This window comes from Phaeacidiphilus oryzae TH49, from assembly GCF_000744815.1.
Taxonomy (GTDB): Bacteria; Actinomycetota; Actinomycetes; order Streptomycetales; family Streptomycetaceae; genus Phaeacidiphilus; species Phaeacidiphilus oryzae.
The window spans coordinates 5406719-5419333 of record NZ_JQMQ01000005.1 but is presented as its reverse complement, the minus strand read 5'-3'; the positions used below and the strand labels follow the sequence as shown (position 1 = coordinate 5419333).

Genomic DNA, 12615 nt, shown 5'->3' with positions numbered 1-12615 from the left:
TCGCAGGCGGCGGGCCCCTTCGCGCAAAGCGTCCGGGAAACCTGCTGCACACCCCTAGGCCGTACCGACCAGTCGGTTCTACCCTCAGGTCACCTCACGGCACTTGACGTCGAGTCATGCCCCGCACGCCCTCTCCAGGAGGAGCCCGTGGCCGCGCCCACCGCCGAGTCCGCCAGCACTGGCGGCCGCAGCACGACCCCGTTCACCCGCCTGTGGCAACGCTCGCTGGAGCACTATCCGGCGACCGCGCCCCGCTACGCGTATCTCGCCATCGTGGTGCTCACCACCGTCGTCCTCTACTACCAGCTCTACGTCCAGTACGCGGTGGCGACCTCGATCATCACCCACTTCGGGATGACCTACCGCTACTTCGTCACCATCTCGGTGATCGGCAACGCGGTCGGCGCCTTCGCCTCGCTGGCCGCCGGACTCGCCGACCGCTGGGGCCGCGCCAACATGGTGGTCTTCGGACTGCTGCTGACCGCCCTGCTGCTCCTGGTCGGGCTCCCCAACGCGCCCGACAGCGCCACCTACCTGGTGCTCTTCTCGGTGGTCAGCTTTGTCGAGGGGGTGATCCTGGTCGCCACCCCGGCCCTGATCCGGGACTTCTCGCCACAGGTCGGCCGGGCCACCGCAATGGGCTCCTGGACCATGGGGCCGGTGCTCGGCAGCCTGGTCGTCACCGTGGTCACCAGTTCCACCCTGGACAGCTCCACCTGGCAGCAGGAGCTGCAGTACTCCGGCTGGGCCGGGGTCCTCCTCTTCGTGGTGGCACTGCTCTGGCTGCGCGAGCTTGCGCCCCGGATCCGCGACCAGATCATGGTCACCATCCGGGACCGGACCCTGGTCGAGGCGCGCGCCGCAGGCCTCGATCCGGAGACCGCGCTCAAGGGCCACTGGCGGCAGATGATGAGCCCGCGGATCGGCCTCCCGGCCCTCGGTATCAGCATCTTCCTGCTGCTCTACTACGCGGCCGTGGGCAACCTGGTGGTCTTCTTCTCCACCGTCTTCGGCTACTCCGAGCAGCGCGCCAACGCCCTGGGCAACTGGTACTGGGCCTTCAACGCGCTGACCCTGATCGGCATCGGGGTGATCTCCGACAAGCTGCGGGTGCGCAAACCGCTGATGATCATCGGCACCGTCGGCTCGATCGCCGCGACCATCACCTTCGCGGTCCTCACCAAGCAGCACGACACCGGCTACTACACCTTCGCCGCGCTCTTCGTGGCCATCGGCGTGCTGGGCGGCACCGCGTACGCGCCCTGGATGGCGGCCTTCACCGAGACGGTCGAGAAGCGCAACCCGGCCGCCACCGCGACCGGCCTCGCCGTGTGGGGCTGGACGATCCGGGCCGTGGTGGCGATCTCCAGCCTCTTCCTCCCGCTGGTCGTCACCTCGGCGACGCCGCTGGTCGAGCACGGCGCGCAGGTGGCCGCGGCCTCGGTGAAGGCGAAGCCGGCGCTGGCCGTGGTGGACGCCCACCCGGCGCTCTTCGCCCAGCTGGCCAAGTACCCGCCGAACGCGATCCCGCCGGCGCTGATGGCGCAGGCGGTCCAGCAGGTCGGGGTCGCCGGGCTGGCCACCGTGCAGAAGGCCCAGCCGGAGCTGGCGGTCCTGCAGAAGTACGGCCCGTCGGTGCAGAAGGCCTCCGCGGACGCGGCCGGCCAGTGGCAGACGTGGTGGTGGGTCTGCGTCGGCGGCCAGATCCTCTTCCTGCCCTGCGCGTTCGTCCTCACCGGTCGCTGGTCGCCGCGGAAGGCCCGGCAGGACGAGGAGGAGCACGAGGCCGCGGTCCAGGCTGAGCTGGCCGCGCTGCGCGGCACGGCGTAGCGGGGGCCGCCCCGAGCGCAGCGCCGCAGGCGCAAGTAGGGGGGGCGGGGAACTGCGCGGCCAACCGGTGATCCGCCGCATTCGGCAGCGGAGCTCGGGTTGCAGCCCAGCGGCCGTTGCCGGGTGCGGCAGGCTGCGGCGTTGGCCGCGCGGTTCCCCGCGCCCCCGATTCGCCCTTCGGGCTCGGCGGGGCCGGGCGGCCGGCGTCAGATTCGTTTGGTCAGGTCGCGCGCCGCCATCGCGCCGCTCGCCGTGGCCGGCGTCGCGCCGTAACCGCCGTGGTCGTACGCGGACTCCGCGTGGATGGACAGGTCCAGGCCGCTCAGCTCGTGGTCGCGATGGGCGCGGAAGCCGGAGCCGAAGCGGTCGATCGCCTTCCCGATCAGCCAGGACACAACGAACGAGTAGGCGCCCACCGCGATCACCGCGACCGCCTGCCGCCCCAGCTGGCCGACACCGCCGCCGTAGAGGAGGCCGCGCTGGCCGCCCCCGCTCAGCGCGGTCATCGCGCTCGTCGCGAAGAGGCCGATCAGCAGCGTGCCGATGATCCCGGCCACCAGGTGGACGCCGACCACGTCCAGCGAGTCGTCGTAGCCCAGGCGGAACTTCCAGGACACCGCGTACGAGCAGACCACCCCGGCGACCAGGCCGACCACCACGGCCCCGATCGGCCCGACCGAGCCGCAGGACGGGGTGATGGCGACCATCCCCGCCACCGCGCCGGAGGCCGCCCCCAGCGTGGTGGCGTGGCCGTCCCGGCGCTTCTCCACCGCCAGCCAGCCCAGCAGCCCGGTGCAGGCGGCGATCTGGGTGTTCAGCAGAGCCGCTGCGGCGAGGCCGTTCGCCCCCAGCGCCGAGCCGGCGTTGAAGCCGAACCAGCCGAACCAGAGCAGTCCGGCGCCGAGCAGTACCAGCGGCAGGCTGTGCGGGCGCATCGGGTCCTTGCGGAAGCCGAGGCGCGGCCCGAGCACCAGCGCCAGCGCCAGCCCGGAGGCGCCCGAGGAGACCTCGACGACCGTCCCGCCGGCGAAGTCCAGCGCCCCGAGGTGCTGCCCGATCCAGCCGCCGGGGCCCCAGACCCAGTGCGCCTCGGGGGCGTAGACCGCCAGCATCCAAGCGGCGACGAAGACCATCCACGGCCCGAACCGGGCCCGGTCCGCGATCGACCCGCTGATCAGTGCCGCCGTCAGAATGGCGAAGGTGCCCTGGAAGGTGACGTACAGCAGCGTCGGCACATGGCCGGTGACCGACAGCGGGCCGATGCCATGCAGCCCCAGCTGGCCGAAACCGCCGAGGAGGCCGACACCGCCGAGGTCCCGGCCGAAGGCGAGGGTCCAGCCGGCCGCCAGCCACACCACGGTGCCGACCCCGATGGAGGCGAAGCTCATCATGAGCATGTTGAGCACGCTCTTGGTGCGCACCATGCCGCCGTAGAAGAGGGCGAGCCCCGGCGTCATCAGCAGAACCAGAGCCGTCGCGGCCAGCAGCCAGGCGGTGTCACCGGCGTTCACTGCGCAACTCCCTTCGGTACGTTCCCCGGCCGCCGATGCTGTCCGGCGCCGGTTTCCGGATGTGCACGCCGAGGTTTCCGGGATGTTTCGCGTTACGGGGGGATGTCGCCCACGGTGCGCCCGCGTTGCGTTCCGCTCACATCCCGGCCCCCGCCGGCGCGGCGGCGCTTGACGTACGGGCGGGCTCGGGGCAAGGATCGGAGGACGCGGGCGCCTATGAGGGTGGGTGTCCCGACGTGCAGTTGGCGAGGCGCGCCCGCCCGCCGCCGTGGTGCCGGCGGCGGGCGCGCCGAGCCTCCCTCCGGCTCCGCCGGAGATGGCTCCCCGGGGGGACCTCCGGGTGGAGCGGGGTCAGACTCCAGAGGGATTTCCCCCGAACAATTCCCGACCTCAGGGTGATCAGTTCGAGCGACCTCTCGTGGCAGACTACTGCCCCATGGGGGAACCGACTCTTGATCACGTTGACGGCCGCGACAGCGCCGCTGTCGAACGCGAGCCCGGTTCCGTCTCCCCCGACGGAACCGAGCGGCGCGGCACCACGGCATCCGCGGCGGCAGCCGCCGCGGCGACCAGCGCGGGCTCAGGCGGCCGTTCCACCGGCGCCCTCGCCCTCGCCCGGGTGCGCCGCCACCTGCGCTCCCCCGGACATCCGAGGCTCTGGATCGAGCTGCTGCTGATCGGCGTCAGCTACTGGATCTACTCCATGATCCGCAACGCCGTGCCGACCCAGCAGGTCCGCGCCGAGCACAACGCCGCCGACATCTGGCACTTCGAGCAGAGCCTCGGCGCCGCCACCGAACAGACCGTCAACCACTGGTTCAACTCGGTGGAATGGCTGATCGTCGGGATGAACTACTACTACGCCACCCTCCACTTCATCATGACGATCGGCGTGCTGGTGTGGCTGTTCCGGCGGCATCCGGGGCGGTACCAGGCGGCCCGGCTGGCGCTCTTCGTCACCACCGGGATCGCGCTGGTCGGCTACTACTTCTATCCGCTGGCGCCGCCGCGGCTGCTGACCGGCGGGCACTTCATCGACACGGTGGAGGTCCACCACACCTGGGGCTCGATGGCCTCGGGCAACATGGCCAGCGTCTCCAACCAGTTCGCCGCGATGCCCTCGATGCACATCGGCTGGTCGCTGTTCTGCGGCGTGACGATCGCGGTGCTGGCCCGGCGGCGCTGGGCGAAGGTGCTGGGGCTGGCCTACCCGCTGGCGACCCTGGTGGTGATCGTCGGCACGGCCAACCACTTCTACATGGACGCGCTGGCCGGCGCCGCCTGCACCGGCACCGGCTTCCTGGCCTCCCGGCTGGTCTACGGCCGCTGGGCGTATGCATTCCCGAGGATCCGCACGCACGTGGTGGCCACTCCCGCGCCGCCGGCCCGGGTGGCGGCCCAGGCCCGCTGAGGCCGCGAGGGGCGCAGGGGCCACGGGGCCGCCGGGCCAAAGGCCGCCGGGCCGCGGGGGCTGACGGCGGGTCAGCCGAAGGCGCCGCTGTAGGCGTTGAGCGCGGGCTGGCCGCCGAGGTGGGCGTAGAGGACGTGGGAGTCCCTGCCGATCTCCCCGTTCCGGACCAGGTCGATCAGCCCGGCCATGGACTTCCCCTCGTACACCGGGTCGATGATCATGCCCTCCAGGCCGCCGGTCAGCCGGATGGCGTCCAGCGTGGACCGCACAGGGACGCCGTAGGCCTCGCCGGCCCACCCCTCCAGCACGGTGATCTCCTCGTCCCGCAGCGCGCGGCCCAGGCCGATCCGGTCGGCGGTGTCCCGGGCGATCTTCTCCACCTGGGCGCGGGTCTCCGCGATCCGCGCGGAGGCGTCGATCCCGATCACCCGGCGCGGCCGGTCCTGGCCCGCGAAGCCGGCGATCATCCCGGCCTGGGTGCTGCCGGTGACGCTGCAGACCACGACGGTGTCGAAGAAGACGCCGAGCTCCCGCTCCTGCTGCCGCACCTCCTCGGCCCAGTTGGCGAAGCCCAGCCCGCCGAGCGGATGGTCCGAGGCCCCGGCCGGGATCGGGTAGGGGGTGCCGCCGCTCTCCCGGACCTCCGCCAGCGCCTGCTGCCAGCTGTCCTTGTACCCGATCCCGAAGCCGGCCCGGACCAGGCGGACGTCGGCTCCCATGATCCTGGAGAGGAGGATGTTGCCGACCTTGTCGTTGACGGAGTCCGGCCAGTCCACCCAGCTCTCCTGGACGAGCACCGCCTTCAGCCCGGCCCTCGCCGCGACCGCCGCGACCTGGCGGGTGTGGTTGGACTGCACCCCGCCGATGCTGACCAGGGTGTCCGCGCCCTGGGCGAGGGCGTCCGGGAGGAGGTACTCCAGCTTGCGGGTCTTGTTGCCGCCGAAGGCGAGCCCGCTGTTGCAGTCCTCCCGCTTGGCCCAGATCCGGGCCCCGCCGAGATGCTCGCTGAGCCGCTCCAGCGGATGCACCGGGCTGGGGCCGAAGAGCAGCGGATAGCGGTCGAAGTCCGCCAGGGACATCAGCACTCCTTCTGATCGGGGGTCGGACCGGCCGGGCCGCTCGGACCGGCCAGGCCGCTCGGACCGGCAGCGCTCGCCGGGCCCGGCGTCACTCGTAGAAGACCCGCTCCACGACCGCCCGCGCGCGCCTCGCCGCCCGGCGGTAGTCCTCCATCGCCTCGCCGGCGTGGCCGTCGCCGTACCCGAGGTAGTGCGAGACGCCGGCCAGCTCGCGGGCGTCGGAGGGGAAGGAGTCCGCCGCCCGGCCGCGCACCAGCATCACCGCGTTGCGCACCAGGGTGGCCCGCACCCAGGCCTCCTCCAGCACCGCGGCGTCGTCCCCGGAGATCAGCCCGGCCCCGACCGCCGCCGCCAGCGCCTCCCGGGTCCTGGTGGTGCGCAGGCCCGGCACGTCCCGCCCGTGCTGGAGCTGCAGCAGCTGCACGGTCCACTCGATGTCGGCCAGCCCGCCGGGCCCCAGCTTGGTGTGGGTGCTGCGGTCGGCCCCGCGCGGCAGCCGCTCGTTCTCCACCCGGGCCTTGATCCGGCGGATCTCCCGCAGGTCCCCCTCCCCCAGCCCGGCCGCCGGGTAGCGCAGCGGGTCGATCAGCTCTTTGAACCGGGCCAGCAGCTCCGGATCGCCGACCGCGGGCGCCGCCCGCAGCAGCGCCTGGCTCTCCCACGGCCGGGACCAGCGCCGGTAGTACGCCTGGTAGGAGGCGAGGGTCCGCACCAGCGGCCCCTGCCTCCCCTCCGGCCGCAGATCCGCGTCGATCACCAACGGCGGTTCGGTGGAGGGGAGTTGGAGCAGCCGTCGGGCGTCCTCGAAGATCCGCCGGGCGGCGTTGGAGGCCTTCTCCTCGTCCGCGCCCGGCAGCGGGTCGTGGACCAGGAGGACGTCCGCGTCGCTGCCGTAGCCCAGCTCGCGTCCGCCGTACCGGCCCATCGCGATCACCGCCGGGCGGGTCGGCAGGGGCTCGCCGGTCTCGGCCTCCCAGCCGCGGACCGCGGCCGCCACCGCGGCCCCGATCGCCGCCGTGTTGAGGGTGGTCAGCGCCTCGCCCACGGCCTCGGCCGCGTCCGGCGGCTCCTCGCCCAGCCGGCCGAGGACGTCGGCGGCCGAGATCCGGAACAGCTCGCGGCGGCGGATGCCGCGGACCGCGGCCACCCCCTGCTCCGCCGACTCGGCCCGGCCGACCGCCGCCGCCATCTCCCGGTCCAGCGCCTCCTGGGTGCGCGGCACCAGGCCGTCCGGGTCGCCGAGCAGCGCGACCGCCTCCGGGGCGCGCAGCAGCAGGTCGGGGGCGAGCCGGCCGGAGGCGAGGATCCGGGCCAGGTTCTCCGCCGCCGCCCCCTCGTCCCGCAGCAGCCGCAGATACCAGGGCGTGGAGCCGAGCGAGTCGGAGACCTTGCGGAAGGCGAGCAGCCCGGCGTCCGGGTCGGCCGAGTCGCCGAACCAGTCGAGCATCACCGGCAGCAGGGTGCGCTGGATCGCGGCCTTCCTGGTCACACCGGTGGCGAGGGCGGAGATGTGCCGCAGGGCGGCCGCCGGGTCGGCGTAGCCGAGGGCCTCCAGACGAGTGCGGGCGGCCTGCGCGCTGAGCGCGAGCCCGGCCTCGCCGATCACCTCGCCCTCGCCGAGGCCGGCCTCGGCGTTGAGCCGGGCCACGGCGTCCAGCAGCGGCCGGTAGAACAGCTTCTCGTGCAGCCGGCGGACCTCGACGGCGTGCCGCTTCCACTCCTTGCGCAGCTCGGCGATCGGCTCCCGGACGAAGCCCAGCGACCGGGCCAGCCGCCGCAGATCGTCCTCGTCGGTCGGTACGAGGTGGGTCCTGCGGAGCCGGAACAGCTGGATCCGGTGCTCCATGGCGCGCAGGAACCGGTAGGCCGCGTCCAGCGCGGCGGCGTCCGCCCGCCCGACGTAACCGCCGGCCGACAGGTCGGCGAGCGCGGTCAGGGTGTTGGCGCTGCGCAGCGAGGGGTCCGTGCGCCCGTGCACCAGCTGGAGGAGCTGCACGGAGAACTCGACGTCCCGCAGTCCGCCCGGGCCGAGCTTCAGCTCGCGCTCCAGTTCGGCCCGCGGGATGGCCTCCTCCACCCGGCGCCGCATCCGCCGCACGTCCGCGACGAAGTTCTCCCGGTCCGCGGCCTGCCAGACCATCGGGGTGACCGCGTCCAGGTAGGCCTGCCCGAGATCGGCGTCGCCGGCCATCGGGCGGGCCTTGAGGAGCGCCTGGAACTCCCAGGTCTTGGCCCAGCGCTGGTAGTAGGCGAGGTGCGAGGAGAGGGTCCGGACGAGGGGCCCGTTGCGGCCCTCCGGGCGGAGGTTGGCGTCGACCTGCCAGATGGTGCCGGCGCCGGTGGTGTCCGAGCAGATCCGCATCATGGCGGCGGCCAGCCGGGTGGCGGCCTGCACGGCCGCGGCCTCGTCGGGCTCGCCGGCGGCCCCGCCGGGCGCCCCGGGCGGGGTGCGCGGCTCGGCGACGAAGACGACGTCCACGTCGGAGACGTAGTTGAGCTCCCGTCCGCCGGCCTTCCCCATCGCGATCACCGCGAGCCGGCAGGCCCTGGCCGCCGCTGGCTCCTCCTGCTCGGCGATGTCCAGGGCGGCCTGCAGGGTCGCCCCGGCGAGGTCGGCCAGCTCGGCGGTGGTCTGGGTGAGGTCCGCGGTGCCGGTCAGGTCCCGGGCGGCGATCGCCAGCAGGCACTGCCGGTAACCGGCCCGCAGGGCGTCCCTGGGGTCCTCCCCGCTCACCGCGCCCGAGCCCCAGACCCGGTCGTAGAGCGCCCGGAGGAACTCCTCCGGGCCGGGGTGGATGTCCCGGACCTCGAAGGTGACCAGGGTGTGCCAGTCGTGGGGGTGCCGGGCCAGGTGCTCGCCGAGCGCGGCGCTGGCACCGAGGATGCCGAGCAGGCGGTCGCGCAGCGGCTTACTGGTCGTCAGGGTGTCCAGCAGCGCCCGCCGTTCGGACTCCTCCTCGATGGCCTCGGCCAGGTCGGAGAGGGCGCGCAGGGCGAGATCCGGATCGGCGGTGGCGCCGAGCGCGTCCAGCAGCAGGGAGTCGCCCCGGACCTCCGCCAGCGCGGCGCCGTCCAGCAGCCGGACGGCGCTCTCCGGGTCCGAGAATCCGCGTCGCGCAAGCTTCCCCGCCGGGTTGACGCGACGCGTCTCCATCTGCCGACACCTCCGAGCGGATCACTGTTGATCATCCATGAGCCTAAGTGCTCGGAAGTTGTCTTTCCCTGTGGGGACGCGCTGACGCCCCGGAAGCCGAGCCGCGCGGACTCGGCTTCCGGGGCGCCGGAACCGCCTCAGAGCACCGGCAGCAGCCGCCGCAGCTCGAACGGGGTGACCTCGGAGCGGTACTCCTCCCACTCCGACTTCTTGTTCCGCAGGAAGAAGTCGTAGACGTGCTCGCCCAGGGTCTCCGCGACGAGTTCGCTGCGCTCCATCAGCGAGATCGCCTCGCCCAGGTTCTGCGGCAGCGGCTCGATGCCCAGCGCGCGGCGCTCGGCGTCGGAGAGCGCCCAGACGTCGTCGCCCGACCCGGGCGGCAGCTCGTAGCCCTCCTGGATGCCCTTCAGGCCGGCCGCCAGGATGACCGCGTATGCCAGGTACGGGTTGCAGCCGGTGTCCAGGGAGCGGATCTCGACCCGGGTCGAGCCCTGCTTCCCCGGCTTGTACATCGGCACCCGGATCAGCGCGGACCGGTTGTTGTGGCCCCAGCAGATGTACGACGGCGCCTCGCCGCCCGCGCCGGCCTCGCGCTGCGAGCCGCCCCAGATCCGCTTGTAGGAGTTCACCCACTGGTTGGTGATCGCCGAGATCTCGCCCGCGTGCCGCAGCAGGCCGGCGATGAACGACCGCCCCACCTTGGAGAGCTGGTACTCGGAGCCCGCCTCGTGGAAGGCGTTCCGGTCGCCCTCGAAGAGCGAGAGGTGGGTGTGCATCCCGGAGCCCGGGTACTCGGAGAACGGCTTCGGCATGAAGGAGGCGTGGGCGCCCTGCTCCAGGGCGACCTCCTTCATCACCAGGCGGAAGGTCATGATGTTGTCCGCCGTGGTCAGCGCGTCCGCGTAGCGCAGGTCGATCTCCTGCTGGCCAGGGGCGCCCTCGTGGTGGGAGAACTCCACCGAGATGCCCATCGACTCCAGCATGGTGATGGCCTGCCGGCGGAAGTCGTGGCCGATGCCGCGCGGGGTGTGGTCGAAGTAGCCGGAGCGGTCCGCGGGCGTCGGCACCGAGCCGTCCACCGGCTGGTCCTTCAGCAGGAAGAACTCGATCTCCGGGTGGGTGTAGAAGGTGAAGCCCAGGTTCGACGCCTTCTCCAGGGTGCGCTTCAGGACGTAGCGCGGATCGGCGAAGGACGGCGAGCCGTCCGGCATCAGGATGTCGCAGAACATCCGCGCGGTGCCCGGGGACTCGGACCGCCACGGCAGTATCTGGAAGGTGGACGGGTCCGGCTTGGCGATCATGTCGGACTCGTAGACGCGTGCGAAGCCCTCGATCGCCGAGCCGTCGAAGCCCATGCCCTCCTCGAAGGCCTGGTCCAGCTCGGCCGGGGCGACCGCCACCGACTTCAGGAACCCGAGGACGTCGGTGAACCACAGCCGGACGAACCGGATGTCCCGCTCTTCGAGAGTCCGGAGAACGAACTCCTGCTGCTTGCCCATGCCGACAGTGTCACCTCTGCTCTTTGCGCCTGTGTTACGCGTGTACCGCATACGGGTCGCCACACGTCCGAGTGCCCATCATGGCGGAGACTCGCACATCCGCGTGTACGCCGTACCGCTGACTGACCGCATGGCCCTGTCGTCGAAGCGACGATTAGAGTTGAGCCGTGCCGAACCTCCGCCACCTCCGCCTCGCACTCAACCAGATCGACGCCACCGTGGGCGACCTCTCCGGCAACAGCGACCGGATCGTCAGCTGGACCAGGCACGCCGCCGACCGGGGTGCCCAGCTGGTCGCCTTCCCCGAGCAGGCGCTGACCGGCTACCCGGTCGAGGACCTGGCGCTGCGCGGCTCCTTCGTCGCCGCCTCCCGGGCCGCCCTGGTCGCCCTCGCCGGGCGGCTGAAGGCGGAGGGCCTCGGCGGCGTCCCGGTCGTGGTCGGCTACCTCGGCCGCTCGGACACCGACAAGCCGCGCTACGGCATGCCCGCCGGCACCCCGCAGAACTGCGCCGCGGTGCTGATGGACGGCGCCGTGGCGACCCGCTTCGCCAAGCACCACCTGCCCAACTACGGCGTCTTCGACGAGGCCCGCTACTTCGTCCCCGGCGACCAGCTGGTGGTCGTCCGCCGGCACGGCGTGGACGTGGCGCTGGCCATCTGCGAGGACATCTGGCAGGACGGCGGCCGGGTGCGGGCCGCCCGCCAGGCCGGCGCCGGACTGCTGCTGACCGTCAACGCCTCGCCGTACGAGCGGAACAAGGACGACGTCCGGCTGGAGCTGGTCCGCCGCCGGGCCGCGGAGGCCGGCTGCACCCTGGCCTACCTCAACCTGGTCGGCGGCCAGGACGAGCTGGTCTTCGACGGCGACTCGCTCGTGGTCTCCGCGGACGGCGAGACCCTCGCCCGGGCCCCGCAGTTCGAGGAGGGCTGCGTCCTCCTCGACCTGGAGCTCCCGGCCGCGGAGGGGGCCATCGCCGACGACGACGGCACGCAGGTCGCGGACGGCATGCGGATCGTCCACGTCGACCTCGGCGGCGAGCCCTCGCCGGCGCCGGCCGCGCCGATCACCGCCGAGGAGGCGCCCCGGCTCGACGAGCTCGGCGAGGTCTACTCCGCGCTGGTCACCGGCGTCCGCGCGTACGTCGAGAAGAACGGCTTCCGCAGCGTGCTGATCGGGCTCTCCGGCGGCATCGACTCGGCGCTGGTCGCGGCGATCGCGGTGGACGCGATCGGGGCGGCCGGCGTCCACGGCATCTCGATGCCCTCCCGCTACTCCTCCGAGCACTCCAAGGGGGACGCGGCCGACCTCGCCGAGCGCACCGGCCTCAACCTGCGCACGGTGCCGATCGCGCCGATGTTCGACGCCTACCTGGAGCAGCTGAAGCTCACCGGCCTGGCCGAGGAGAACCTGCAGTCCCGGCTGCGCGGCACGACGCTGATGGCGGTCTCCAACCAGGAGGGCCACATCGTCCTCGCGCCGGGCAACAAGAGCGAGTTGGCCACCGGCTACTCGACCCTCTACGGCGACTCGGTGGGGGCCTTCGCCCCCATCAAGGACGTGCCGAAGACGCTGGTCTGGGCGCTGGCGCGGTGGCGCAACGAGGAGGCGGAGCGGCGGGGGGAGACCCCGCCGATCCCGCCGAACTCGATCACCAAGCCGCCGTCGGCGGAGCTGCGGCCCGGCCAGGTGGACACCGACTCGCTGCCGGACTACGAGGTGCTGGACGCCGTCATCGAGGCGTACGTCGACCGCGACGAGGGGCGCGAGGCGATCATCGCCCAGGGCTTCGAGGCCGCGGTGGTGGACCGGATCCTCCGCCTGATCGACGGCGCGGAGTACAAGCGGCGCCAGTACCCCCCGGGCACCAAGATCTCCCCCAAGGCCTTCGGCCGCGACCGCCGCCTCCCCCTCACCAACCGCTGGCGCGAGGGCTGAGCACCGCGGGCGCGCCGCAGGCCGCGGGTGCGGGGCGCCGGGGACGGCGGCCCCGGGGGACCCCGGGCGGCCCCGGGGCGGCCCGGGAACGGTGAAAGGGCGGCGGCGGGGGCGAGAAGATCCCGCAGTGACAGGCGGCCGGTGGGTGTGGGAACCTGTGGGCCACCCTGGACGAAGGCGCGCAGCGGGGAGCT

Annotated in this window: 7 protein-coding genes; 3 read left to right on the top strand and 4 right to left on the bottom strand. The window is 72.9% G+C overall.

The annotated features are described in order from the left end of the window. Positions 1–147 precede the first annotated feature (147 nt). On the top strand, positions 148–1830 hold the full coding sequence (locus BS73_RS27820) for an MFS transporter (RefSeq protein WP_037577075.1): 1683 nt from the start codon (positions 148–150) through the stop codon (positions 1828–1830). Between the two features lie 206 nt (positions 1831–2036). On the opposite strand, the gene BS73_RS27815 is transcribed toward BS73_RS27820, so the two are convergent. Continuing rightward, positions 2037–3341 (bottom strand): ammonium transporter, encoded by a 1305-nt coding sequence (locus BS73_RS27815; RefSeq protein ID WP_037577073.1) that lies wholly within the window; start codon positions 3339–3341, stop codon positions 2037–2039. A gap of 436 nt (positions 3342–3777) precedes the next feature. On the opposite strand from BS73_RS27815, the gene BS73_RS27810 reads away from it, so the two are divergent. Beyond that, the gene (locus tag BS73_RS27810) at positions 3778–4752 is read left to right on the top strand and encodes a phosphatase PAP2 family protein (RefSeq protein WP_051940914.1); all 975 of its coding nucleotides are present in this window, start codon (positions 3778–3780) and stop codon (positions 4750–4752) included. Positions 4753–4823: 71 nt separating this feature from the next. Here BS73_RS27810 and BS73_RS27805 read toward each other — a convergent pair whose 3' ends face one another. The 3 genes from BS73_RS27805 to BS73_RS27795 form a co-directional block, all read right to left on the bottom strand. Then, the gene (locus tag BS73_RS27805; protein ID WP_037577072.1) at positions 4824–5831 is read right to left on the bottom strand and encodes a 1-aminocyclopropane-1-carboxylate deaminase; all 1008 of its coding nucleotides are present in this window, start codon (positions 5829–5831) and stop codon (positions 4824–4826) included. A gap of 88 nt (positions 5832–5919) precedes the next feature. Continuing rightward, positions 5920–8985 carry a bifunctional [glutamine synthetase] adenylyltransferase/[glutamine synthetase]-adenylyl-L-tyrosine phosphorylase gene (locus tag BS73_RS27800; protein ID WP_037577069.1) on the bottom strand — a complete coding sequence of 1022 codons (3066 nt, stop codon included), beginning with the start codon at positions 8983–8985 and terminating at the stop codon, positions 5920–5922. A 137-nt stretch (positions 8986–9122) separates the two neighbouring features. Further along, the gene (locus BS73_RS27795; protein WP_037577067.1) at positions 9123–10484 is read right to left on the bottom strand and encodes a glutamine synthetase family protein; all 1362 of its coding nucleotides are present in this window, start codon (positions 10482–10484) and stop codon (positions 9123–9125) included. Between the two features lie 167 nt (positions 10485–10651). Here BS73_RS27795 and BS73_RS27790 point away from each other — a divergent pair, with 167 nt between their 5' ends. Continuing rightward, the gene (locus BS73_RS27790; protein WP_037577064.1) at positions 10652–12421 is read left to right on the top strand and encodes an NAD+ synthase; all 1770 of its coding nucleotides are present in this window, start codon (positions 10652–10654) and stop codon (positions 12419–12421) included. The last annotated feature ends 194 nt before the right edge of the window (positions 12422–12615 follow it).

Bases quoted from the DNA above. Each gene is read 5' to 3' on its own strand.
- BS73_RS27810 (WP_051940914.1), top strand. From the start codon at position 3,778: ATGGGGGAACCGACTCTTGATCACGTTGACGGCCGCGACAGCGCCGCT.
- BS73_RS27805 (WP_037577072.1), bottom strand. From the start codon at position 5,831: ATGTCCCTGGCGGACTTCGACCGCTATCCGCTGCTCTTCGGCCCCAGC.
- BS73_RS27800 (WP_037577069.1), bottom strand. From the start codon at position 8,985: ATGGAGACGCGTCGCGTCAACCCGGCGGGGAAGCTTGCGCGACGCGGA.
- BS73_RS27795 (WP_037577067.1), bottom strand. From the start codon at position 10,484: ATGGGCAAGCAGCAGGAGTTCGTTCTCCGGACTCTCGAAGAGCGGGAC.